At 70.4% G+C, this 23,877-nt stretch carries 26 protein-coding genes and 2 pseudogenes; 20 read left to right on the forward strand and 8 right to left on the reverse strand.

The features are described from left to right. Positions 1-174: 174 nt before the first annotated feature. Both OG286_RS19005 and OG286_RS19010 read left to right on the forward strand, forming a co-directional pair. On the forward strand, positions 175-1,335 hold the full coding sequence (locus OG286_RS19005; RefSeq protein WP_405365592.1) for a Glu/Leu/Phe/Val dehydrogenase dimerization domain-containing protein: 1,161 nt from the start codon (positions 175-177) through the stop codon (positions 1,333-1,335). Between the two features lie 411 nt (positions 1,336-1,746). Further along, complete coding sequence (locus OG286_RS19010) at positions 1,747-2,004, forward strand: DUF3073 domain-containing protein (RefSeq protein ID WP_405365593.1); 258 nt, start codon at positions 1,747-1,749, stop codon at positions 2,002-2,004. A gap of 152 nt (positions 2,005-2,156) precedes the next feature. Here OG286_RS19010 and purM read toward each other — a convergent pair whose 3' ends face one another. From purM to OG286_RS19025, 3 genes are all read right to left on the reverse strand, one after another. Then, positions 2,157-3,242 (reverse strand): phosphoribosylformylglycinamidine cyclo-ligase, encoded by a 1,086-nt coding sequence (purM, locus tag OG286_RS19015; protein ID WP_396324681.1) that lies wholly within the window; start codon positions 3,240-3,242, stop codon positions 2,157-2,159. Positions 3,243-3,352: 110 nt separating this feature from the next. Next, positions 3,353-4,936, reverse strand: coding sequence for an amidophosphoribosyltransferase (gene purF / locus OG286_RS19020; protein WP_396324682.1), 1,584 nt, complete (start codon positions 4,934-4,936; stop codon positions 3,353-3,355). A gap of 262 nt (positions 4,937-5,198) precedes the next feature. Next, positions 5,199-6,095: a diacylglycerol kinase family protein gene (locus OG286_RS19025; RefSeq protein ID WP_396324683.1), complete on the reverse strand. Its 897-nt coding sequence runs from the start codon at positions 6,093-6,095 to the stop codon at positions 5,199-5,201. 126 nt (positions 6,096-6,221) lie between these two features. Between OG286_RS19025 and OG286_RS19030 the strand changes: the two genes are divergently transcribed. Then, positions 6,222-7,505, forward strand: coding sequence for an adenylosuccinate synthase (locus OG286_RS19030; RefSeq protein ID WP_396324685.1), 1,284 nt, complete (start codon positions 6,222-6,224; stop codon positions 7,503-7,505). A gap of 148 nt (positions 7,506-7,653) precedes the next feature. Next, entirely contained in the window at positions 7,654-8,256 is a 603-nt protein-coding gene (locus tag OG286_RS19035) for a GNAT family N-acetyltransferase (RefSeq protein WP_405360850.1), read from the forward strand. Positions 8,257-8,413: 157 nt separating this feature from the next. Here OG286_RS19035 and OG286_RS19040 read toward each other — a convergent pair whose 3' ends face one another. Further along, positions 8,414-8,830, reverse strand: coding sequence for an ATP-binding protein (locus OG286_RS19040; RefSeq protein WP_405365594.1), 417 nt, complete (start codon positions 8,828-8,830; stop codon positions 8,414-8,416). Positions 8,831-9,138: 308 nt separating this feature from the next. Here OG286_RS19040 and OG286_RS19045 point away from each other — a divergent pair, with 308 nt between their 5' ends. From OG286_RS19045 to metG, 13 genes and pseudogenes are all read left to right on the forward strand, one after another. Beyond that, a complete protein-coding gene (locus tag OG286_RS19045; protein WP_396324689.1) occupies positions 9,139-9,993 on the forward strand; it encodes a helix-turn-helix domain-containing protein in 855 nt (284 codons plus the stop codon). A 6-nt stretch (positions 9,994-9,999) separates the two neighbouring features. Beyond that, positions 10,000-10,188, forward strand: coding sequence for a DUF397 domain-containing protein (locus OG286_RS19050; RefSeq protein WP_396324690.1), 189 nt, complete (start codon positions 10,000-10,002; stop codon positions 10,186-10,188). A 77-nt stretch (positions 10,189-10,265) separates the two neighbouring features. Continuing rightward, positions 10,266-10,454, forward strand: a complete 189-nt coding sequence (locus OG286_RS19055; RefSeq protein ID WP_405360847.1) for a DUF397 domain-containing protein — start codon at positions 10,266-10,268, stop codon at positions 10,452-10,454. A 252-nt stretch (positions 10,455-10,706) separates the two neighbouring features. Further along, positions 10,707-11,240: pseudogene (locus OG286_RS19060) on the forward strand (NUDIX hydrolase); the annotation flags it as partial. Between the two features lie 407 nt (positions 11,241-11,647). Beyond that, a complete protein-coding gene (locus tag OG286_RS19065) occupies positions 11,648-11,863 on the forward strand; it encodes a hypothetical protein (protein WP_405360845.1) in 216 nt (71 codons plus the stop codon). Then, positions 11,823-12,350, forward strand: coding sequence for a DUF6879 family protein (locus OG286_RS19070; RefSeq protein ID WP_405360843.1), 528 nt, complete (start codon positions 11,823-11,825; stop codon positions 12,348-12,350). The genes OG286_RS19065 and OG286_RS19070 overlap by 41 nt, the downstream gene beginning before the upstream one ends. Next, the gene (locus OG286_RS19075; RefSeq protein ID WP_405360841.1) at positions 12,347-13,165 is read left to right on the forward strand and encodes a helix-turn-helix domain-containing protein; all 819 of its coding nucleotides are present in this window, start codon (positions 12,347-12,349) and stop codon (positions 13,163-13,165) included. The genes OG286_RS19070 and OG286_RS19075 overlap by 4 nt, the downstream gene beginning before the upstream one ends. A 385-nt stretch (positions 13,166-13,550) precedes the next feature. Continuing rightward, the gene (locus OG286_RS19080; protein WP_405360839.1) at positions 13,551-13,757 is read left to right on the forward strand and encodes a hypothetical protein; all 207 of its coding nucleotides are present in this window, start codon (positions 13,551-13,553) and stop codon (positions 13,755-13,757) included. A 46-nt stretch (positions 13,758-13,803) separates the two neighbouring features. Then, the gene (locus OG286_RS19085) at positions 13,804-14,145 is read left to right on the forward strand and encodes a hypothetical protein (RefSeq protein WP_405360837.1); all 342 of its coding nucleotides are present in this window, start codon (positions 13,804-13,806) and stop codon (positions 14,143-14,145) included. A 1-nt stretch (position 14,146) separates the two neighbouring features. Next, entirely contained in the window at positions 14,147-15,115 is a 969-nt protein-coding gene (tgmB, locus tag OG286_RS19090) for an ATP-grasp ribosomal peptide maturase (protein WP_405365595.1), read from the forward strand. Continuing rightward, positions 15,112-16,218, forward strand: coding sequence for a methyltransferase domain-containing protein (locus OG286_RS19095; protein WP_405365596.1), 1,107 nt, complete (start codon positions 15,112-15,114; stop codon positions 16,216-16,218). The genes tgmB and OG286_RS19095 overlap by 4 nt, the downstream gene beginning before the upstream one ends. Before the next feature lie 152 nt (positions 16,219-16,370). Then, on the forward strand, positions 16,371-17,477 hold the full coding sequence (locus OG286_RS19100) for a damage-control phosphatase ARMT1 family protein (RefSeq protein WP_405360831.1): 1,107 nt from the start codon (positions 16,371-16,373) through the stop codon (positions 17,475-17,477). Between the two features lie 181 nt (positions 17,478-17,658). Next, positions 17,659-19,386 carry a methionine--tRNA ligase gene (gene metG, locus OG286_RS19105; RefSeq protein ID WP_396324712.1) on the forward strand — a complete coding sequence of 576 codons (1,728 nt, stop codon included), beginning with the start codon at positions 17,659-17,661 and terminating at the stop codon, positions 19,384-19,386. 107 nt (positions 19,387-19,493) lie between these two features. Here metG and cutA read toward each other — a convergent pair whose 3' ends face one another. Continuing rightward, a complete protein-coding gene (gene cutA, locus OG286_RS19110; RefSeq protein ID WP_405360829.1) occupies positions 19,494-19,823 on the reverse strand; it encodes a divalent-cation tolerance protein CutA in 330 nt (109 codons plus the stop codon). Positions 19,824-20,001: 178 nt separating this feature from the next. Next, positions 20,002-20,484, reverse strand: a complete 483-nt coding sequence (locus OG286_RS19115; protein ID WP_405365597.1) for a MarR family winged helix-turn-helix transcriptional regulator — start codon at positions 20,482-20,484, stop codon at positions 20,002-20,004. A gap of 126 nt (positions 20,485-20,610) precedes the next feature. On the opposite strand from OG286_RS19115, the gene OG286_RS19120 reads away from it, so the two are divergent. From OG286_RS19120 to OG286_RS19130, 3 genes and pseudogenes are all read left to right on the forward strand, one after another. Continuing rightward, positions 20,611-20,958: a DMT family transporter gene (locus OG286_RS19120; RefSeq protein ID WP_405365598.1), complete on the forward strand. Its 348-nt coding sequence runs from the start codon at positions 20,611-20,613 to the stop codon at positions 20,956-20,958. 44 nt (positions 20,959-21,002) lie between these two features. Further along, on the forward strand, positions 21,003-21,323 hold the full coding sequence (locus OG286_RS19125; protein ID WP_405360825.1) for a DMT family transporter: 321 nt from the start codon (positions 21,003-21,005) through the stop codon (positions 21,321-21,323). Between the two features lie 198 nt (positions 21,324-21,521). Next, positions 21,522-21,731 (forward strand): annotated as a pseudogene (locus OG286_RS19130) (DUF6087 family protein); the annotation flags it as partial. A 55-nt stretch (positions 21,732-21,786) separates the two neighbouring features. On the opposite strand, the gene OG286_RS19135 reads toward OG286_RS19130, so the two are convergent. Beyond that, complete coding sequence (locus OG286_RS19135) at positions 21,787-22,701, reverse strand: class I SAM-dependent methyltransferase (RefSeq protein ID WP_396324719.1); 915 nt, start codon at positions 22,699-22,701, stop codon at positions 21,787-21,789. Between the two features lie 254 nt (positions 22,702-22,955). Further along, a complete protein-coding gene (locus tag OG286_RS19140) occupies positions 22,956-23,873 on the reverse strand; it encodes a hypothetical protein (RefSeq protein ID WP_396324720.1) in 918 nt (305 codons plus the stop codon). Between the last annotated feature and the right edge of the window lie 4 nt (positions 23,874-23,877).

The raw sequence follows: 23,877 nt of genomic DNA on the forward strand, positions 1-23,877 counted from the left end.
GGAGGCCTCCGGCCGGGAGCTGTTCGCGGACGCACGCCGCCCGGCCCCGTCTCACCACGCGGACAACCGCCCCGCGCTCGGACAGAAGGGGCAGATCCCCGGCCCCCTCGCGACTACGCTTCGCCTTAGGCGCCCGCACCACAGCAGCGGGCCTCGGATACTGGAGTCACCACAGTGACCGACGTACAGACCGCATCCGCCACGCACCCCGCACCCGGTGTGCTCAGCAGGATCTTCCGTACCGAGCAGGACGGCGCCCCCGGCGACGGCCACGAGCAGGTCGTCCTCTGCCACGACCGCAGCTCCGGACTCAAGGCGATCATCGCCATCCACTCCACCGCGCTGGGCCCGGCCCTCGGCGGCACCCGCTTCTTCCCGTACGCCTCCGAGGAGGCGGCGCTGGAGGACGCGCTGAACCTCTCCCGCGGCATGTCCTACAAGAACGCGCTCGCCGGGCTCGACCTCGGCGGCGGCAAGGCCGTCATCATCGGCGACCCGAACAAGGACAAGAACGAGGCGATGCTCCGCGCCTACGGCCGCTTCGTCGAGTCCCTGCGCGGCCGCTACATCACGGCCTGCGATGTCGGCACCTACGTGCAGGACATGGACGTCATCGCCCGCGAGACCGAGTTCGTCACCGGCCGCTCGCCCGAGAACGGCGGCGCCGGCGACTCCTCCATCCTGACCGCCTTCGGCGTGTTCCAGGGCATGCGCGCCTCCGCCCAGGCCCGCTGGGGCCAGCCGACGCTGCGCGGCAAGCGGGTCGGCGTCGCGGGCGTCGGCAAGGTCGGCCACTACCTGGTCGGCCACCTGGTCGCGGACGGCGCCACCGTCGTCGTCACCGACGTCTCCGAGGCCGCCGTCAACCGCGTGCGCGCCGCTCACCCGGAGGTGGAGGTGGTCGCCGACACCGCCGCCCTGCTCCAGGCCAAGCTGGACGTCTACGCCCCCTGCGCCCTCGGCGGCGCCCTCACCGACAGCTCGGTGGCCGCGCTCGGCGAGCTCGGCACCTCCGTGGTCTGCGGTGCGGCCAACAACCAGCTGGCCCACCCGGGCGTCGAGAAGGACCTCGCCGACCGCGGCATCCTCTACGCCCCGGACTACCTGGTGAACTCGGGCGGCGTGATCCAGGTCGCCGACGAGATCGAGGGCTTCAACTTCGAGCGGGCCAAGAACAAGGCGACCAAGATCTTCGACACCACCCTGGAGATCTTCACCCGGGCCGCCGCCGACGGCGTCCCGCCGGCCGTCGCCGCCGACCGCCTGGCCGAGAAGCGGATGCGCGAGATCAGTGCGCTCCGCTCGGTGCTGCTGCCCGGCGCCCGCCGCACCTGATCCGGCAGAGCCGTCCGGTGATGCGCGGGGGGCGGTCAGCCCTTCCGGCCCGCCGTCGGGCAGGAGGGGCGTCGCCCCCCGCGCATCACAATGTGGAACCGGATTCTCACTTCTGCGCCCGATCGGGTGATCCAAAGCCCCCCTAGGGGGGATAATCGATCCCGGAACGACGGACCTGAGACACCTACGGACAGCGCGCAAAACGCCGCAAAACCTCCCCTGACCTGGGACGACCCGGTCGCGGGTGCAGCCGGTGCGCGCCACGTCACACCGACGACGTACCGTCCAGCGGCAGAAACAGGTACCGTTAATGCTCCAAGGGACGGTTCTCCCCATTCGGGCAGACCGCTCTTGATCATGAACACGTGTCAGACTCGGGGCCGTGAGCCCCATCGTTGAGGGGGTCGACCCATGGGGCGCGGCCGGGCCAAGGCCAAGCAGACGAAGGTCGCCCGCGAGCTGAAGTACAACAGCGGCGGGTTCGACGCCAACCGTCTGTCCAGCGAGCTGGGCGTATCGCCCTCCACCGCCTCGATCGAGCCTGAGCCGATCGAGGAAGACGAGGACGACGACCCCTACGCGGAGTACGCGGCTCGCTACGCCGACGACGACGAGGACGACGACACCGATTCAAGCACCGGGCCCTCCCAGGCCCGCCGCCGCGCGTAGTCCCAGTCCGGCCTGACCGGCCCGGGCGCCATGGGCGCCGGGGCCGGTTTTCGGCGTTCCCGGCGGGTGGTCCGCCCGAAGGCGACCCTGCCGGCAGCGCAAGAGGGCCCCTCCGTCGGAGGGGCCCTCTTGCCGTGCTCTCAGCGGTCCGCTCAGCCCGCCGTGAAGCCCTCGTACGCGTTGTAGAGCGCCGCACCGCCGTCGTGCTCGTCCGCACGGTCGACGATGTCGCCGAGCAGCCAGGCCTCGACGCCGCGGTCCTCCAGGATCGACAGCACGACGTCCACCGAGTGCGGCGGGACGACCGCGACCATGCCGACGCCCATGTTGAGCGTCTTCTCGATCTCCAGGGTGGCCACCTTGCCGACCTCGGCGACGGTCTGGAAGACCGGCAGCGGGGTCCAGGTGCCGCGGTCCAGGCGGGCGTGCAGACCGTCCGGGATGACCCGGGCCAGGTTGGCCGCCAGGCCGCCGCCGGTGACGTGCGAGAAGGCGTGGACCTCGGTGGCCCGGGTGAGCGCCAGGCAGTCCAGCGAGTAGATCCGGGTCGGCTCCAGCAGCTCCTCGCCGAGGGTGCGGCCGAACTCCTCGACCTTGCGGTCCAGCTTCCAGCCGGCCTCGTTCAGCAGCACGTGGCGGACCAGCGAGTAGCCGTTGGAGTGCAGGCCTGAGGCGGCCATCGCGATCACCACGTCGCCGGCCCGGACGCGCTCCGCGCCCAGCAGCGCGTCGGCCTCGACCACACCGGTACCGGCGCCCGCGACGTCGTACTCGTCCGGGCCGAGCAGGCCCGGGTGCTCGGCGGTCTCGCCGCCGACGAGGGCGCAGCCGGCCAGCGCACAGCCCTCGGCGATGCCCTTGACGATCGCGGCGACCCGCTCCGGCACGACCTTGCCGACGCAGATGTAGTCGGTCATGAACAGCGGCTCGGCGCCGCACACGACCAGGTCGTCCACGACCATGCCGACCAGGTCGTGGCCGATGGTGTCGTGCTTGTCCATGGCGGCGGCGATGGCGACCTTGGTGCCCACACCGTCGGTGGCCGAGGCCAGCAGCGGCCGCTCGTAGCGCTTGAAGGCGGACGCGTCGAAGAGCCCGGCGAAGCCGCCGAGGCCGCCGACCACCTCGGGGCGGCTCGCCTTCTTCACCCACTGCTTCATGAGCTCGACGGCGCGGTCGCCCGCCTCGATGTCGACGCCGGCGGCGGCGTAGGTGGCGCCGTTCTGGTTCGTGGTCACTGCGGTGCGGCCCTTTCGGGTCTGTGCCCCCGCGGGTCTTGGTGCCCTCGTGGGTCAGGGGGATGGAACAGCGGTGGGGCCCCGGGTTCCGGGACCCCACCGTCGGGTCGTTACGGGCGGCGCAGGGCGTCGGCCGCGCCCGCTCCGCCGAGCAGGGACTGGACGCCGTCCAGGTCGCTGCCACTGGTCGGCTTGCCGCGGACCGCCGGGGGCTGCTGGCTGCCCTTGATCTCGGCCTCCAGGAGGAGCTTGCCGAGCAGCGCCGGGTCGGGCAGCTCCATCGGGTACTCCCCGTCGAAGCAGGCCCGGCAGAGCCGGTCCTTCGGCTGCTTGGTGGCCTCGATCATGCCGTCGATCGAGATGTAGGAGAGGGAGTCCGCGCCGAGGGTGCGGCCGATCTCCTCGATGGTCATGCCGTTGGCGATCAGTTCCGCGCGGGTGGCGAAGTCGATGCCGAAGAAGCAGGGCCACTTCACCGGCGGCGAGGAGATCCGGATGTGGACCTCGGCCGCGCCGGCCTCGCGCAACATCTTCACCAGCGCGCGCTGGGTGTTGCCGCGGACGATCGAGTCGTCCACGACCACCAGGCGCTTGCCCTGGATGACCTCGCGCAGCGGGTTGAGCTTGAGCCGGATGCCGAGCTGGCGGATGGTCTGGCTGGGCTGGATGAAGGTGCGGCCCACGTAGGCGTTCTTCACCAGGCCGGAGCCGTACGGGATCCCGCTGGCCTCGGCGTAGCCGATGGCGGCCGGCGTGCCGGACTCCGGAGTGGCTATCACCAGGTCGGCCTCGACGGGCGCCTCGGCGGCCAGCCTGCGGCCCATCTCCACGCGGGAGAGGTGCACGTTGCGGCCGGCGATGGAGGTGTCGGGGCGGGCCAGGTAGACGTACTCGAAGACGCAGCCCTTGGGCTTGGCCTCGGCGAAGCGGGAGGTCCGCATGCCGTTCTCGTCGATGGCGATGAGCTCGCCGGGCTCGACCTCGCGGATGAAGGAGGCGCCGCAGATGTCGAGCGCCGCCGTCTCGGAGGCGACGACCCAGCCGCGCTCCAGCCGGCCGAGCACCAGCGGGCGGATGCCCTGCGGGTCACGGGCGGCGTAGAGCGTGTGCTCGTCCATGAAGACGAGCGAGAACGCGCCCTTGACCTTGGGCAGGACCAGCTTGGCCGTCTCCTCGATGGAGAGGTCCGGGTGGCCTGCGAGCAGGGCGGTCACCAGGTCGGTGTCGTTGGTCGCGGCCGTCCGGCCCGAGCGGGAGACGTGCTCCTCGCCGGGGAGTTCGGCGACCATGGCCGCCAGTTCGGCGGTGTTCACCAGGTTTCCGTTGTGCCCGAGGGCCAGCGAACCGTGAACGGTCGCCCGGAAGGTCGGCTGGGCGTTCTCCCAGACCGAGGAACCGGTGGTCGAGTAGCGGGCGTGTCCGACGGCGATATGCCCGTGCAACGACCCCAGGGAGGCCTCGTCGAAGACCTGGGAGACAAGTCCCATGTCCTTGAAGACGAGAATCTGGGAGCCGTTGCTCACTGCGATGCCCGCGGATTCCTGACCGCGGTGCTGCAGGGCGTAAAGGCCGAAGAACGTGAGCTTGGCGACCTCCTCGCCGGGAGCCCAGACACCGAAGACGCCGCAAGCGTCCTGGGGGCCTTTCTCACCGGGAAGAAGATCGTGGTTGAGTCTTCCGTCACCACGTGGCACGCCTTCGAGTCTAGGGCAGTTGGCACAGGCTTCCGGAACCCGGGCGGCCGGGATTGTTGGGCGCTCCTTTGGCAACGCGCGTAGACAAAACCCCTTACCCGGGGCGGATTTCGGGAGGGCGGAATTCGGCCGAGGGGCGCTTGGCCTTGCGGTTCGCGCCCGTTGGTGCGCTGCCGGTGCGTCTGAGGCGCGTTCCGTGCGCGGACGGCGCTCGGGTGAACGGCGGGGAACGTGAGCCTGCTCACCCGGCCTCCGTCCAGGCTCAGACCGCGGGCAGCAGCAGCCCCCAGGCGCCCGGGTGGACCGTCCAGGTGCGGGCGCGGACCGGGCCCACCGGGTGGCCGTCGGCCTCGTAGCCGAACCCGCGCCCGACCACCGAGACGCTCGCCGCCCGGGCGCGCACCAGTGCGCCCGGCGCGCGGACGACGATCTCCATCACGCCGGCGCCGACCGCGTCTCCGGCCGGCAGGGTCACCTGGACCACCCGGACCGGGCGGTGGACGTCGGCGAGGAGCTTTCCGTCCGCCTCGATGCGGAGCCGGGAGCTGTGCTCGGCCCTGCCGGTGCCCCCGGCACCTCCGGCCACTCCGGTCGCTCCGGTCGCTCCGGCTTCGGAGGTGAGCGAGGTCCCCTGCTCGGCCGCAGCCAGTTTCGCCCATAGCGAACGCCAGCCACCCGTCCGGCCCACCACCCGGCGGGCGCCGCTCCCGGAGATCCGCACCCCGCCGAGCGCCACCCCGCCGCCGTCGTCCACCAGCAGGTCGAGCTTGCGCGGCACGCCCGAGAGCACCGCCCGCGCCGCCGGCACCGGCTCCCCCGGAACGCCCAGCGCACGGGCCGCCACCAGCTCGTTCGCCCGGCCCACAGGAACCATGCCCACCGGGTCCGCTCCCAGCTCACGCTGGCGGTACAGGGCCTGGAGCACCCGTTGCAGTGCAAGATCGGAACCGATCACCACCGGTCGTCGCCGACCCCGGTGCGAAAGCACCCGGTCGAGCTCGGACGGGCTCTCCGGATACGCCACCTTGACGTCCGCACCTCCGCAGAGGACGTCCTTCGCGATCCGCACCGACTCGCCGTCGGTCTGCCGGGCCGCCGGGTCGAGGAGCAGCAGGAGCGGCTCGGGGCCGCCGGTTGCAGGCGTGGACAGGGACGACACGACCGGTCCTTCCTCAGGTAATCTCTCGGTGCAAGAGCCCCTTGCGCTATTGCGCCAGGGGCTTCGTCTATCTCGGGGCAGACTGCGGCCTACGCAGGATGCCCCAACCGGAAGGGGTGTACGCCTGTGCCGGCACTCGTGCTCGTTGGCGCTCAGTGGGGGGACGAGGGCAAGGGGAAGGCGACCGACCTCCTCGGTGGCTCCGTCGACTACGTCGTCCGCTACCAGGGCGGCAACAACGCCGGTCACACGGTGGTCATCGGCGACCAGAAGTATGCCCTGCATCTGCTCCCTTCCGGCATCCTCAGCCCGAATGTGACGCCGGTGATCGGCAACGGCGTCGTCATCGACCCGGGCGTGCTGCTCTCCGAGCTGGGCGGCCTGAACGAGCGCGGCATCGACACCTCCAAGCTGCTGATCTCGGGCAACGCCCACCTGATCACGCCGTACCACCGCACCCTGGACAAGGTCACCGAGCGCTTCCTCGGCAAGCGCCGGATCGGCACCACCGGCCGCGGCATCGGCCCGACCTACGCGGACAAGATCAACCGCGTCGGCATCCGCGTGCAGGACCTCTTCGACGAGTCGATCCTGCAGCAGAAGATCGAAGCCGCGCTGCACGACAAGAACCAGCTGCTGGTCAAGCTCTACAACCGCCGCGCCATCCCGGCCGAGCTGGTGCTGGAGGAGTACCTCGGCTACGCGGACAAGATCAAGCCGTTCCTGGCCGACACCACGCTCGTCCTGGACGAGGCGCTGAAGGCCGGCAAGGTCGTCCTGCTGGAGGGCGGCCAGGGCACCCTGCTCGACGTCGACCACGGCACGTACCCCTTCGTGACCTCGTCGAACCCGACCGCGGGCGGCGCCTGCACCGGCGCCGGCATCGGCCCGACCAAGATCGACCGGGTCATCGGCATCCTGAAGGCGTACACCACCCGCGTCGGCTCGGGCCCGTTCCCGACCGAGCTGCTGGACGCCGACGGCGAGGCCCTGCGCCGGATCGGTGGCGAGCGCGGTGTCACCACCGGCCGCGACCGCCGCTGCGGCTGGTTCGACGCGGTGATCGCGCGCTACGCGACCCGGGTCAACGGCCTCACCGACTTCTTCCTCACCAAGCTGGACGTGCTGACCGGCTGGGAGCAGATCCCGGTCTGCGTCGCGTACGAGATCGACGGCAAGCGCGTCGAGGAGCTCCCGTACAACCAGTCCGACTTCCACCACGCCAAGCCGATCTACGAGACGCTGCCGGGCTGGACCGAGGACATCAGCAAGGCGAAGACCTTCGCCGACCTGCCGAAGAACGCGCAGGCGTACGTGAAGGCCCTGGAGGAGATGTCCGGCGCGCCGATCTCGGCGATCGGCGTCGGCCCGGGCCGGACCGAGACGATCGAGATCAACTCGTTCATCTGAGGCCGAGCCTCCGCCGAGCCGGAGCCTGCGTGATCGAAAGGCCCTGCGGGACGCTGCGTCCCGCAGGGCCTTTCTCCTTGCTCTCCAGGTTCTGCACTAGTGCAACAACCCATTGCATCTAGTGCAGAGTGGCGCTACTTTCGGGATCATGACTGCGAAGCTGCCTGCACCCGTGACCCTGACCGGCCGCCACGTCCGTCTGGAGCCGCTGAGCCGGGACCACCTCCCCGACCTCTGGGACGCCGTCGGCCCCGACCCCGACGTCTGGCGCTGGGTCCCGTTCAGTGCGCCGACGACGGAGGAGGAGCTCGGCGCGATGCTTGACCTCCGCCTCGCCGAGGTCGCGGCGGGGAACGCCGTGAAGTTCGCGGTGATCGACCTCGCGAGCGGGCGCGCCATCGGCGTGACCGGGTACTACGCGTTCGACGCGGAGGACGAGCTGGTCGAGATCGGCGGCACCTGGTACGCCCGGTCGGCATGGCGGACGGCGATCAACACCGAGTCCAAGCTGCTGCTTCTCGTCCACGCCTTCGAGGAGTTGGGCATGGGCCGGGTGTTCTGGAAGACGGACGCCCTCAACGACCGCTCGCGCAACGCGATCCTGCGCCTCGGCGCCCAGTACGAGGGCATCCACCGCCGTGAGAAGCGGCGGGCCACCGGGGTCTGGCGGGACACCGCCTACTTCTCGATGCTCGCCGACGAGTGGCCCGCCGCACGCGAGCGGCTGACCGAGCGGCTGGCCGCCGGATAGCCGTGCATCTGCCGGTCAGCGCCGACGGACGAGCCATCCGAGTCCAAGTCCCTTTTGACGGCGTGTCTTTCGCGCGGCTGACGGCTCGCGGTGATCTGTGCGACGACTCCGACATAGACCACGGAGACGAGGAGACCCGCCAGCGCCACGACATCCATCAGCCGCCGACCGCCGCAACCGCCCACACTGCCTTGCCGTACGACCCGATGAGTTCCACACCCCACTCATCGGCAAGTGCGTCCACGAGGTCAAGCCCCCGCCCGCTCGTTCGAGCGCCGTCCGACGCGCGCCGGACGATCGGGGCGGCGGACGCGTCCGAAACGGTGATGTAGAGCCTGCCGCAATGGAGTTCGAGCACGACGGTCGGGGGGCCGTCGCCGTGGAGCAGAGCGTTGGTGACCAGCTCGGAGAGGATGAGGCAGGGGGCGTCGGCGTCCAGGCCGATGGTGCGGAGGGTGTCCCGGAGAAGGCGGCGGAGCGCCCCGACCATCTCCGGGACGGCCGGCGGGAAGAGGTCGAGCCGGAACTCGCGGACGGGGTCCGATTCGAGCGGGCGCATGAGGGGAAGCAACATCGACTGTCTCCAGTCCAGTTGAGGTGAGGATGTTGATGAAGGGCCATCCACCCGTGGCCTGCCTCCGCCGACGATGGAGAGGGCAGGCGTCGGCAGCCTGCACTCGCCCATCCGGGGTGCGCTTCGGGCTTTCTGGTGACCAGTCAGCTCTTCGCCGCCGACGCTAGGCCCAATAGGGCAAGATTTGCTACTGAGCCGGTGGCGATTCACCCCATCGAGCTACCCTCCTCGGCCGGGCATCCCCGTGGGTAGACCCATTGCCAGCGGGGCGGCAGACTGCACCGGAGGCACCGACCGAGGAGAGATGCATGCCACCCCGCCTGTCGCCGACCGTGCGCCAGCAGCGACTCGGCATCGAGCTACGCAAGATGCGTGAGCATGCGGGCATGACCCCCAAGGCGATCGCAGCAGCGCTGGGGACTGACGTGCCCAAGATTTCCCAGATGGAGAACGGGAAGTCCGGCATCAGCACCGACCGCCTCAAGTCATGGGCAGCGAGCTGCAAGTGCACCAATACGGCGCTCGTCGAGGCGCTCACCCTCATGACGCACGATCGCGGCAAGCATTGGTGGCACAGCTTCCGAGGCCGAATCCCGAGCGGCATGCTCGACATCGCCGAGTTGGAACATCACGCGGAATCCGTGCTCGTGCTGAACACCGTGTCGATTCCCGGTCTGCTTCAAACCAGCCAATACGCCTCCGCCGTTTTCGCCAGGCTCCGCCCGCCCCTTCCCCGTCACGACGCCGATGTGCGGACGGCCTTTCGCATCCAGCGCCAGCAGATCCTCAGCGACGGCCACAAGCCCTTCGTCGCCTTCGTCCACGAGGCCGCCTTACGGATGCAGTTCGGAGGACCTGCCGTCCTCCGCGACCAGCTCGCAAGCCTGCTCGACGACGCCAGCCGACCCTGGATCACCGTCCGGGCGATCCCGTTCAGCATCGACACCTACCCTGGCTCCGGCGAGGATCTGTTCTTCGCTCAGGGCCATGTCCCCGAACTGGACACCGTGCAGATCGACCTTTCGCAGAGCCCGCAATTCATCCATGCAGAAGCCGAGCTGGACTCGTACCGTGCCATCGTTGCGGAGTCCGAGACCACTGCGCTCAGCCCGGAAGACTCCCGTGACTTCATCCATCTCATAATGAAGGACCTGAAAGGCTAGCAAGGCATGAGCAACTGGCAGAAGTCATCAATGAGTGGGAACAGCAACCAGTGCATCGAGGTCCGCACGGCCGGCAGCCTCATCGAGATCCGCGAGTCCGACGCCCCTGATGCCATCGTCGTCACCACCCCGCTGAAGTTCGCCCTCTGGCTCGAAGGCGTCAAGCGCGGCGAGTTCGACCACTTCGGCGCCTAGCGGAATCGTTCCGGTGGCCCCTCGCAACCTGCGAGGGACCACCGGGCCAAGTACACCGAACCGAAGGGCTCGTAAGCATGAACGACTGGCAGAAGTCCTCACCCGACCGCGGACCCGAGGAGTCCCTCGAAGTCCGCACGGTCGACGGCATGGTCGAGATCCGCGACCCCGACACCGGCGACATCATCGTCCGCACCACCCCCCGCAAGTGGGAGGCCTTCCTCCTCGGCGTGAAGGCCGGCGAGTTCGACCACTTCGTCGCCTGAGGCCCCACCCGGTGGCCCCTTGCGAGGCACAGGGGCCACCGGAAGTCGCCAGCCTTCGCCGTGCGGGTTGACCGACAGGAAGGCAGACTCCGATGCTCGGGGTCAGCTGGCGGGAGCAACAAGCTTCCAGCGTCTGCCCCGAGTCAGAATGCGCCGCTCCGCGCTTGTCTACCCGGACGGCTGTGGTCAAGTGGGGCTGTTACTGCTCTCGCGCAGGGGATGTGATTGCTGATGGACCATCAGGCGAGGCGGCTGGAGCCGTGGCGGATCCAAGGCGACCGCGTGGTCTACGACAATCCCTGGGTACAGCTCGCCCTCGTCGATGTCGAGCCGCCGGGAGTAGCCCGCTTCGAGCATCACGTCGTGCGGTTGAAGCGCGTGGCCATAGCTGCGGTGCTGGACCCCGAGGACCGCGTCCTGATGCTGTGGCGCTACCGCTTCGTACCGCAGTCCTGGGGATGGGAGCTTCCGGGCGGGATTGTCGACCATGGCGAGGACGGCCTCCAGGCCGCGCTACGCGAGGTCGAGGAGGAGACCGGCTGGCGACCAGAGCATCTCGAACACGTGGTGACGTTCCAGCCCATGATTGGAATGGTGGACTCACCGCACGAGATCTTCGTCGGCGCAGGGGCGACTCTGGTCGGCGAGCCTGAAGAGGGCGAGGAGACGGGCCACATTGCATGGGTCCCGCTCGCCGAGATCCCCTCGCTGATGGCTGAGGGGAAGTTGATGGGATCGGGCACCCTGGTCGCACTCCTGCACGTTCTGGCGTTCCGCAAGCGGTAGGGCGGTCTTCGGCGCACGCTGTTCCACGGCCCGTGGTTGATTCGGGCCCGGTGGCGGACGAAGCCAGTGCGGTTGGCGAGGAGTCTCGCCTGCCGTAAGTTGCTCACGGCCTGGCGATCCCGACACCGGCGACATCATCGTCCGCACCACTCCTCGCAAGTGGGCCGCGTACCTACTCGGCGTGAAGGCCGGCGAGTTCGACCACTTCGTCGCCTGAGGCCCTATCGGATAGTCCCTTGCCCCGCGCAAGGGGCCACCGGACATGCGAACTCCCGCACGAACGTGGACTATCCGTTCGATCAACTCTCCCCGCCGGTTTCCAGTAGTGGAAACTCTGCCCCCTTGCACCCCACTCTGAAGGACCGGGAGGATCGGCGCTGACACCGGAACCTTGCAGAGGGGGCACCGTGCTGGTCCGAAAGCTCGTCAGCTCGTGCGAAGACGGAGAATGTCCGACGTTGTACGCCACCGACCGAGGGACCATTCTCGTCCAGGGCGAGACTCCGGCGAACCACGGTCTGGAACTTCCCGGGCACGAGACGGTCGTGGAGATCCCGGCTGAACTCATCCGAAAGGCCATCCGTGACAACCTCATCCAGGACGCTTGCCCAGTGGTTCGATGAGTTCGAGGCGGAGGCGTTCAGGCTGGAGACCCTCGACGACTACAGCCAGTCCGGTGGAATCGACGCCTACCAAGCCTTTCTCGCCGGCGAGCCCCAACCCGAGTCGTTCAAGTCGGCGGCATGGCTGGACACCGTGCGCAACGCCACCGATGGGGGCAAGCGCATGTATCGGGTCCACATCCTCTCCCGCCCGCTCACACCGTACCTCCGGTTTGAACTCGGGTGGGGCTATCGGCGGAACGTTGAAGCCGGCGAGGAGTTCTTCATCCTCGACACGACCGACCGGGAGAACCCGATCCCGGATGCACCGGATTTCTGGATGTTCGACAACCGGACCATCGGAGCCATGAACTACGACGATCACGGAAAGTACCTCGGCGCGGAATTCCTGCCTGTCGAGCGCGTGCGCGAATTCGTCGCCTACCGGGACGTCGCGCTGGCGCACGCGGAGCCGTTCGCCGAATGGTGGGCAAAGCACAGCGAGTGAACAGAACCAACCTGGGAACGGCGCTGCGGGCACTGCGGCAGGCATCCGGCAAGGAGGCCAAGGCCATCGCCCGCAGCGCCGTCATGTCTGCGAGCAAGCTGAGCAAGATCGAGAACGGGCGGGTGGCGCCGACGGTCATGGACGTCGATCGCATCCTCACCGCCATAGGCGTTTCGGACGAGGTCAAGACGGAGTACCTGGCGGCAGCCCGGGCAGCAGCCACGGAAGCCGTGGCGTGGCGCGAGTACCGGCGTCTCGGCTACCACAGGAAGCAGCAGCAGATCATGGCGCTCGACCAATCCATGACCGCACTGAAGCTGTTCCAGCCATCATTGGTCCCAGGCCTATTGCAGACTCCGGAATATGTCCGATCCATTCTGACCAGGAAGAACCTGGGAGATGAATCTCTCAGCCGTACAATCAGCGCTCGGATCGAGCGGCAAGGAGTCATCTATGACTCCGCCAAGACTCTGAGCTTCGTCATCACCGAGCCGGTTCTTCGCTGGCGCATACTTCCACCTGCGATCATGGCCGGGCAGCTCGACAGAATCATCTCGGTGTCCCGGCTGCCCAACGTCGACATCCGGATCGTTCCACTCGCGGCAGAGCAGGTGGACGTGCCGGGGCACTCGTTCGTGATCCGAGACGACCGAGTAGTGACGGTGGAGACAGTCCATGCCGAACTCGTCGTAACCGACCCCCGGGATGTCTCCTCCTATCTGGACAAGTTTGACAGATTCGCAGAGATGGCCGCTGCCGGCGACTTGATGCGGCTGCTGGTTGAGCAAATTCGAGACGAGTATTTGCAAGGATAGAAAGCGGCTGCACGCAGCCCCCTCTCCAAGGGCCCCGACAAAGATTCTTTCCGGAACTGGAAATCTATGTAAGGCCTCGGGTTTTCCGGCCTACCTTGGTTCCCACCCAGAGGAGCCACCGTCACGGGGAGCCACGACATGGCCGAAGCCACGAGATCGCCACAGCCCGAGCCGGCGTTGCCGCACAGTCGGCGCGACTGGGCGGCAACGCTTCACAGGATCCAGAACAGCCCGATCCGGCTGGACCTGGCGACTGGTGCTCTCGTCGAACTGGTCAGCGAGGACAGCGGGGTGGCCGTCGTGCACCCGCTCTTCCAGCCGGCTGGGCCGCGACGGACGGTGCCGTCCGATCGACTCGTTCGCCGGCTCAGCGATGGGATCGTCCGTGGCTGAGGCATGGGTGCCCAGGGCCGGGCAGCGGGTGTACGAGCGCGGGACCGGGGCCGCCGTCGAGGTGATGGAGATCTGCCAGTTCAGTGTCTACGTCCGGCCGTTGAGGGGTGGGCGGGAACGGGTCGTCCGCGCCTCCGACCTCATTCCACCGGACGACGCGCCCGGTGGCTTCTTCGACTGGCAGGCGGCACGCGGGTAGTCGTCGCGCGGCTTGTGAACAACAACGCGCAGAGAGAGGGAGATTCATGTCCATCGCAACCTTGAACCGCCACCCCCAGAGCGGCCACGCCTTCGACCGGCCCGAGTCGCGGCTGCCGCTGAGCACGGCCGGAGCCACGCCGCTGCCCGCGCTGGACGACCAGCTCGGGCCCGCGAACCCGTTCGCGTTCCGCTTCCTCGTCCCGGTCACCGGCGCCGGCGGCGTCCTGCCGGCCGACCTCGCGTACGACGAGGACTCGCAGACCTGCACCTACGAAGGCCTGCCGCCCGGCGTCTACCTGACCAGCGCGCCGCCCAAGACCTTCGGCCCGACCCAGCCGAGCGGCCAGATGGACGCGCCGGACGACCCGGGAAGCAGCAACGACTGAGATGGCGACTTCCGGCGCTGTCCTCGTCCTCACGGGGGCGTTCGATCCGACCGCAGATCTCGTGATCGAGGAGCTGAACCGGCGTGTGGTGCCCGTCTTCCGAGCCGACACGGCCTGGTTCCCGTCGAGGCTGGCCCTGGCGGCCGGCCTCGACGGGACCGATTGGCGCGGCACGCTCGCCACGGACCGCCGCACGCTCGACCTGGCCACTGTCCGTGCGGTCTACTATCGCCGGCCCACGCCCTGCGAGTTTCCGGAGTCCATGCCCCGGGAGGCACGGGCGGTGGCGATGGCCGAGGCGCGACGCGGATTCGGCGGGCTGCTGTCGGCGCTTCCGGCCCGGTGGCTGCCGCCGCCGGGCCGGGCTGCGGATGCCGAGTACAAGCCGCTCCAACTCCGCGTCGCGGCCGAGTGCGGGCTACGCGTTCCTCGAACGCTGATCACCAATAGTCCGGTGGAGGCAGCGGCGTTCGCCGAGCGGATCGGTACGCCGGTGGTCTACAAGCCCTTCACCCCGATCCGGGGGACGGTCGACGGGCAGTCGGTGGCGGTCTACGCGGGCCTGCTCCGGCCCGACGATGCCGGGCACCCCTCCATCGCCACCACGGCCCATCTGTTCCAGGAGTGGGTGCCCAAGGCGCACGAGGTCCGACTGACTGTCGTCGGCCGCAGGTTGTTCGCCGCCCAGATCCACGCGGGCTCGGCAGCCGCCCGCGTGGACTGGCGCAGCGACTACGACAGCCTGACCTACCGCGTCTGCGAGCCACCGGCACACGTGGCGGCTGGAGTTCACCGCGTGCTCGACCAACTCGGCCTTCCATACGGCGCGTTCGACTTCGTCGTCACGCCGTCGGGTGACTGGACGTTCCTGGAGGTGAATCCCAACGGGCAGTACGGGTTCATCGAGCAGGCGACCGGACTGCCCATCACCGCCGCCATCTGCGACTACCTGCAAGGAACCGACACATGACCGAAACCGTGGAGACCGAGAGCCGGATCCTCCGCGCCCGGGTGGGGCTCGTCTCCGACATCGAGCGCTGCAGTGCCGTCCTCTCCTCGCGGGTGGTGGAGGCGTTCCTGAATGTGCCCCGGCACCCGTTCGTGCCGGTGTTCCACTCCTCCGACCGCACGGGCCGCCTCACGAGTGCGGACGGTGAGGTGTGGCTGCGCGAGGTCTATGCGAACCGGGTGCTGGTCACCGAAGTGGACGACGTGGGCGGAACGGCGACGTCCTCCTCCACGCTGCCGAGTCTGATGGCCGACATGCTCGACGCCCTGGACATCCGCCTGGGCGACCGGGTGCTGGAGATCGGCACCGGTACCGGTTACAACGCCGCGCTGCTCTGCCACCTCGCGGGCGCGGAGAACGTCACCACCCTCGACTGCGCCGCTCCGCTGGTCACCGCTGCCCGGGACCGCCTTCGCGAGGTCGGCTTCGAGCCGGACGTCCTCGCGGCCGACGGCGCCGCCGGGCACCCCGGCGGCGCCCCGTACGACCGGATCATCGCCACCTGCTCCGTCCCGCGCATCCCGCAGGCCTGGCTCGACCAGTGCGCACCCGGTGGGACCATCGTCGCCCCGATCGGCGGTGCGCTGGACGGCGGGGCCGTAGCCTGCCTGACCAAGCTGCCGGACGGGCGCGCGGTGGGCCGCTTCCTGGCCGCACCCGCCGCGTTCATGCCCCTGCGGTCGGGGGCGGCCACCACGCCCGCCGTCCCCGGGAGCGTCGAGGGGCAGCAGCGCACCACGGCCGTCGGCGCCCGCGTCCTGGACGACTACGGCTTCTCCTTCTGGGCTTCCCTCCACCTGCCGCCGAACGTCGTCCGGCAGGCGGGCACGCTTCACGACCCGGTCGACGGCTCGGCCGCCCAGGTGCAGGACCATCCCGACGGCCCGGCCACGGTGACGACGGCGGGGCCGCAGGACCTCTGGCAGATCGTCGAAGCCGCCCACACCGCATGGCAGCGCCACCACCGGCCGCGCCGGGAGTGGCTCACCATCGAGGTGACGGCGGACGGCCAGAGGATCGGCCACTCGGCGCCGAACGCCACGTCGGCGTCGTGGGCCCGCTGAAAGCCCGTAGCCCCGCTGCTCAGGAAGTCGGCCAGTCCGACTTCCTGAGCAGCGGGACCGGATCGCCCTCGGTGGCGGCGGACGGGGCGAGGAGAATGACGGCCCGACCGACGACCAGAGAATCGAGCTCCCCCGTGCCGACGGACGCACCCGTGATCCGCAGTGACGTACCCGGGTCCTTCGCCTGGAGGGTGTTCCACGAGCGGCACCCTGAGCTTCTCCGGCAGGTACTGGCCGCGCTGCCCTACGGGCCCGACGAGCGGGCGGCGGTGGAACGGCTGCTGGCGGAGAGCACCGGCGGCGTGCTGGAGCCGCTGGACGAGAGCGCGCACGACCACGCCGAATGGCTGGCGTGGGGCGCGGGCCTGTGGGGGCGGCCCTGGGGGGAGGCGCCGTTCCTGTGGGCGGAGAGCTACTTCTACCGCCGGCTGCTGGAGGCCACCGGGTACTTCCGCCCCGGCGCGTGGCAGGGCATCGACCCGTTCGGTCCGTTCAAGGCGGCCGAGCTGGCGGGCGCGCCGGTGGACGGCGGCGACGGGCGGCCGGAGGCGCTGCTCGCGGCCTCGCTGTGGGGGAACCGGGCCGACCTGGGGTTCCGGATCACGGCGGGCGAGGGGGCCGAGGCCGACGCCGACGCACTGGTGGTCGACGACGGCGCCGACTTCTGGGCGGAGCTGGAACGGACGGCGGGCGGCCGCGTCTGCGTCGTCGCGGACAACGCCGGGCGGGAGCTGCTGCCGGACCTCGCCCTGATCGACCACCTGCTGACCGGCGGACTCGCGGGCGAGGTGGCGCTGTACGTGAAGCCCCACCCGTACTTCGTGTCGGACGCGACCATGGCCGACGTCCTGGCGAGCGTCTCCCACCTGCGGGACGGGGCCGTCGGCGAGCGCCTCCGGCGGGCGATGCACGACGGCACGCTCACCGTCCGCACCCACCCGTTCTTCTGCGCGCCGCTGCCGTTCCACGACCTGCCCGCCGAGCTCCGGGCGGAGTTCGCCGGCGCGGCCCTCACCGTGTTCAAGGGCGACCTCAACTACCGCCGTCTGGTCGGCGACCGGCACTGGCCGCCGACCACGTCGTTCGCGGAGGCCGTCCGGCACTTCCCCTCGCCCGTCGCGACGCTGCGCACGCTCAAGTCGGAGGTGATCGTCGGACTCGACGCAGCGACCGCCGAGCGGTTGAACGGCACCGGGACGGCATGGCGGACGAACGGACGGCACGCGGTCGTCCAGGTCCACCGGCCGTCCGCCTCGTGAAACGGGAGAGGGGGAGACCCGCAGGCTTCGCTAGGATTGGGGCGCCCACAGTGGAACTTCGCTCTGTGTGGCAGCCCGGGAGCCGGCGAACGCGTCGGGCTTCCGTTGCGGCCCCCAGACCCTGCGCCTGTCACGGCACTCCGGGTAGGGGTGCGTGCGGGAGAAATTGGAGCATCCGAGGATGGCTCGGCACCTGATCACCAGCGCCCTTCCGTACATCAACGGGATCAAGCACCTGGGCAACATGGTCGGGTCGATGCTCCCGGCGGACGTCTACTCGCGGTATCTGCGGCAGCGCGGGCACGAGGTGCTCTACATCTGCGCGACGGACGAGCACGGGACGCCGGCCGAGCTGGCCGCACAGGAGGCGGGGCTGCCGGTCGCCGACTTCTGCGCACAGGCGCACGACCAGCAGAAGGCGGTCTACGACGGGTTCCGCCTCTCGTTCGACCACTTCGGGCGCAGCTCGTCGCCGCAGAACCGGGAGATCACCCAGGAGATCGCGCGCGAGCTGCACGCGAACGGGTTCATCGAGGAGCGGGCGATCCGCCAGGTGTACTCGGTGACGGACGGGCGGTTCCTGCCGGACCGGTACATCGTCGGCACCTGCCCGCACTGCGGCTACGACAAGGCGCGCGGTGACCAGTGCGAGAACTGCACCCGGGTGCTGGACCCGACGGACCTGCTGGAGCCGCGTTCGGCGATCAGCGGCAGCTCCGACCTGGAGGTGCGCGAGACCAAGCACCTGTTCCTGCTCCAGTCGAAGCTGACCGACCAGGTCGAGGAGTGGGTGGCCGCGCACGGCGACCAGTGGCCGGTGCTGGCCTCCTCGATCGCCCGCAAGTGGCTGACCGAGGGCCTGCAGGACCGCGCGATCACGCGTGACCTGGAGTGGGGCGTGCCGGTGCCGGCCGACGTGTGGCCGGAGCTGGCGGCGGAGGGCAAGGTCTTCTACGTCTGGTTCGACGCCCCGATCGAGTACATCGGCGCCACCAAGGAGTGGGCGGACGCGGCGGCGGACGGCGAGCTCCGGGACTGGAAGTCCTGGTGGTACGAGGCCGACGAGACCGTCCGGTACACCGAGTTCATGGCCAAGGACAACGTCCCGTTCCACACGGTGATGTTCCCCGCGACCATCCTCGGCTCGCGGCAGCCGTGGAAGAAGGTCGACTACGTCAAGGCCTTCAACTGGCTGACGTACTACGGCGGCAAGTTCTCGACCAGCCAGAAGCGGGGCATCTTCACCGATGTCGCGCTGGAGCTGCTGCCGGCCGACTACTGGCGCTACTTCCTGATGGCGCACGCCCCCGAGTCGGACGACTCCAGCTTCACCTGGGACCTCTTCGCCTCGGTGGTCAACAAGGACCTCGCCGACACCCTCGGCAACTTCGTCAACCGGGTGCTCTCCTTCAGCCGCAAGCGGTTCGGCGACGACGTCCCGGCCGGGCACGCGGCGGGCGAGGCGGAGGAGCGGCTGGGCGCGCAGATCGCCGAGCTGCTGGCCGAGTACGAGGCCCAGCTGGACGCGCTGAACTTCCGCAAGGCGGCACAGAGCCTGCGCACACTGTGGAGCGCGGGCAACGCGTACCTGGACGAGAAGGCTCCGTGGCTCCAGGTGAAGACGGACCCGGAGGCGGCCGCGCTGACCCTGCGGACGGCGATGAACCTGATCCACCTCTACGCGGTTGTGTCCGAGCCGTTCATCCCGGCGGCGGCCGGGGCGATGCGCGAGGCGTTCGCGCTGCCCGCCGAGGCGCCGGCGCGTACGCAGGCGTGGGTGAGCGCGGAGGAGGCGCGCGCGCTGGACTTCGTGCCGGCGGGTACGGCGTTCACCGTGCCGCCGGTGCTGTTCGCGAAGATCACCGACGAGGACCTGGCGGCCTGGTCCGCCCGGTTCGGCGGCGAGTAGGCGAACGGGCGAGCAGCCCGGTCGTCGCACAGGCGAGGGGCGGGCAGGGACAGCAGTAGGTCGGGTGGCCCCCGTCGCGACGACGCGACGGGGGCCACCCGCCTGCGTCAGGGGGTCGTTTCCGCGGCCACCCAGGCGAGGTAGGCGCTGCTGCCGGTGACCACCGGGACGGCGACGACCTCGGGGGTGTCGTAGTCGTGGTGCCCGGTGATGAAGCCGGTGAGGCGGGTGGCGAGGTCGGCGCGGGTCTTGAAGTCGACGCGCCACTCGGGGCTCTCCTGCACTTCGTCGGCCCACCGGTAGACCGACTGGACCGGGTAGACCTGCGCGCACGCGGCCAGGCGTTCGCGCACCACGGCGGCGGCCAGGGTGCGGGCCTTGGACTCGGCGTCGAAGGTCGTGGTCACCACGACGACATCGGGGTTCGAAGCTGCCATGCGGCGACCGTACCGCCCGGCCGCCGGGCACCGCGCTGCACAGGAAGTCGGCCGGGTCGACTTCCTGTGCGCGGGCAAGGGCGAGGACGAGGGCGCGGCAAGGCGAGGCGAGGCGAGGCGCGGGCAGGGGAACGGGCCGGGCAGGCAAAGGGCCCGGGGCAGCAGCGGGGCGCTGTGCTCAGCCGAGGGAGCGGCGGGCCGTGGTGAGGAGCGGGGCGAGGTCGGGGGTGACGGCGGCCTCCTCGTCCAGGGTGTTGGTGAGGGTCTCCTCGTAAGTGGCCCGGGCCTCCTGGTGGCGGGCGCGCCCGGTGGCGGTGATCACGGTGTAGACGCCGCGCTTGTCGTCCGGGCAGAGGTCCCGGTAGGCGAAGTCCGCGGCGTGCAGCCGGGCGACCAGGCGGGTGACCGAGCTCTGGTTGAGGCCGAGGCTGCCGGCGAGGTCCTGCATGCGCAGCTCGCCCCTGGGGGCCTCGGCGAGGTACCCGAGGGCGCGGTACTCGGAGAGGCCGAGGCCGTGCCGGCGCTGGAGCGCGGTGGTGAGGCGGCCCTCGACGTGCGCGTGCAGGGCGGTGAGCCGGCTCCACATCCGGGAGTCCGACGTCCGGCCCTCGGGCGTCCCGGCGTCCGAATCACCGCTGGTGGGGCTGGGTTCCGAGTCCATGGGCTGCTCCTGGCGCAGGTGGGGCGGGTTGACACAGGTTACTTGTACATGCATGCTCTTGCCCAGTCGACATCAACTTGCACATACATGCAACAACTAACGTCACGACGAACCCGGGGGGTTCCCATGGCCTGGATCTACCTGCTCATCGCCTCGGTCTTCGAGGTCGTCTTCGCCCTCGCGACCAACGCCACCCACGGCTTCACCGTGCTGGGCCCGTCCCTGCTGGCCGCCGCGGCCGCCGCGGGCGGGATCTTCTTCCTCAGCCTCGCCCTGAAGACCCTCGACGTCGGCGTCGGCTACACGGTGTGGACCGGGATCGGCTCGATCGGCACCGTCATCCTCGGCTCGGTGATCTTCCACGAGTCGATGAACCCCGGGAAGGCGGCGGCCTTCGTCCTGATCATCGGCGGCGTGCTCGGCCTCAAGCTCGCCGACAGGCTCAGCGGCTCCGAGCAGTCCGCCACCGCCTGATCCCGCGCAGCCACCGACCCCGACCGACCAAGGAGCACACCGTCATGGCCTGGATCTTCCTCGCGATCGCCGTCGTCTTCGAGATCGTCTTCGCCCTCGGCACCAACGCCACCCACGGCTTCACCAAGCTCTGGCCGTCCGTCCTGACCCTGGTCGCGGCCGCGGGGGGCATCTTCACCCTCAGCCTCGCACTCAGGACGCTGGACGTCAGCGTCGGCTACACCATCTGGACCGGGCTCGGCTCGATCGGCACGGTCGTCTTCGGCGCTCTGATCTACAAGGAGCGGATCACCCTGCCCAAGCTGCTCTCCTTCGCCTCGATCATCGCCGGAGCCGTCACCCTGAAGCTGGCGTCCGGCCTCTGACGATCAGTCACCTTCACCCGATCGTGAACTCGACCCGCCCTCCTCCGTCGGCCAGACTGGCAGGACCGGCTCCGGCCGACGTGAGGGAGGTGCCGGTGAGCGCCGAGGTCGAGCCCCTGGCCGAGTGGTACGCGCGACGGGCCGACCGGCGCCGCGCCCCCGGCACGCGGGACGCGATCACGCCGGCCGCAGGGCCGCGCCGCCCACGTACTCCACGACGTGCCACGGCTGGTCATCGAGTGGGACGGCTTCGCCTGGCAGCCGATCGGCGTGGCCGGCAACTACGCGGAGGCGTACCCGCAGATCGTCCGCACCGGGCCGGCCGAGGCGTTCCCGCAGGCCGAGACCCCGGCGCCGCTGCTGCGCAAGGGCACCGGGCGGCACCGGAAGCCGGTCCAGGCCGGCTGACCGGCGGCGCCCGCTCCGGCCCCGGCCTGCGGATCACCGCCGCAGCGGGGCTTTCTCAGCCCTCCGCCCGGGCGGTGTGGACGGTGATGGCGGCGAGGTAGAAGGCGTCGGGGCGGGCGAGGATGCCGGTGGGGGCGTCACGGTCGAGCAGGGCGTCCAGCGTGGCGAGGTCCGCGGCGTCCAGGCTCTCCTCCAACTGGGCACGGCGGCGGTCGAGATGGCCGTACAGGTGCTCGCGGGCCGGGGCGGCGAGCGGAGCCGGCCACTCGACGAGGAAGGTGCGCGAGCCGGCGGGGGTGAGACCGGCCCGGGACAGCATGGCCGGCCAGTCCTCCACCTCCTCGATGACGCCCGGGAGTTGGGCACGCATCGCAGCGAAGCCGTCCTCGTGGGCGGCGTCCAGCCGGGCCTGGAGCCCGGGGCGGCCGAGGCCGAAGTCCCGCGGCAGGAACCGCAGCGGCAGCCCGCGTTCGGCGACGGCGAGCAGGCCGCCCGGACGCAGCGAGCCGGCCAGGGCGGTCAACGCCGCCTGCTGGTCGCCGAGATGGTGGACCGCCTGGGACGACCAGATCAGGTCGGCCGCGCCGAGAAGGCCGAACTCGGCGGGAAGATCTGCCTGTTGGGTGGCGACACGGCCGGACGAGCGGGCCTCGGCCCGGGCCAGCAGGGCGGCCGACTGGTCGACGGCGACCACCTCGGCGGCCGGGAACACGTCGGCGAGCAGGCCCGCGACGACGCCCGGGCCACTACCGACATCCAGCACCCGCCCGACGGAGGCGCCGTCCACCAACTCGCCCAGCCACTGGGCGGCCTGGGCGAACGCCGGGGTGTTGAGTTCGCCCTCGCGCTCCAGGAAGGCGGCCAGCGCCGACCAGTCCGTGTCGGTCGCGGGCGCGTGGTGACCGTGGTGGTCGTGGTGGTCGTGGTGCGCCGGGGTGGGGGCGGGGGCGGGCTGGTGCGGTTGGTGCATGACCTGCTCCGTTCGGATCGGTGGCCGGTTCGGGATCGGCGGCGGATTCGGGGGCGGTGGCGGGTCCAGTGCGCGGCGGCGTGTCACTCCGCCTGTCGCCCACGGCGATCACCTCCACCGCCAGGCTGCGACGGGCCCCGCGTCTCCGGCAAGCTTTGTTGCCGGTTCCGCAAACGGCGCCGCCGGTCACCCGGTCCGCCCGGCGCGCCGCACGCCGGTCACCCCGCCGGTCACCCGGCGCGCCACCCCGCCCGTCACCCGGTGCGGCGCCAGTACGAGCGCGCGGCGGCCGCCAGGGCCACGCCGTAGACGGCGAAGGCGCCCAGGCCGATCCAGCAGACCAGCAGCACGTCCGCCTCGGTGGGGAACTCCCCGCGAGGCACGGTCACCAGACCCATGGTGGCGAGCGCCGCGTACCCGATGCCGAAGATCCCGTACGGCGCGAGGGTGGCGGCGCCGAGCAGCGCGGGGGTGAGCGGCAGCCAGCGGGGCACGCGACGGCCGCGCAGCAGCAGCGTCCAGCGCGGGAACACCTGGCCCCACGGGCGGACCAGACCCCAGAGCAGGAACACACCGAGCACCGCCAGCAGCGCCGTCGCGTCCACGCCCCAGGACGCCAGGGTGAGCCAGAGCCCGGAGGCGCCGTTGCGTTCGGCGTCGGCCCGCATCGCGGCCCCGCTCAGGCCGGCGAAGGTGCCGCCGAGGGCCCAGATCACCTTCATCACGACGTACGGCACGAAGGCCACCGTCCCGGCCAGGGCCGCCAGTTGGACCTGTCCCGAGGCCGCCGACGGCGCCGGGAGTGCGTCCGCTCCGCCCGCCCGGGCGGGCGAACGGCCGGTGCGCGCGGTGGCCGCCAGCAGGACGGCGCCGAGCGCCGACAGCGCACGCTGGGCCGCAGCCGGCCAACTGTCCACGTTCTGGTTGAAGACCAGCGTGATGACGTCCATCAGCAGACTGAACGCCGCCACGCCGGACAGGACGCAGAGCGTCCCGAGCACCGCCCGCAGCGCCGGGCGCAGTCCGCACCACGCCGTCGCGGCACCGGCCAGGGCGGCGGCACCACCCACCGCCGCTACCGCCCACCCCAGCCAGGTCACCCCGAACAGCGCCGTCCCGGTCGCCGCGCAGCCGGCTCCGAAGCCCGCGTACGCGACGCCCCAGACGGCCACCCCC

Source organism: Kitasatospora sp. NBC_00039 (genome assembly GCF_045160625.1).
GTDB lineage: Bacteria > Actinomycetota > Actinomycetes > Streptomycetales > Streptomycetaceae > Kitasatospora.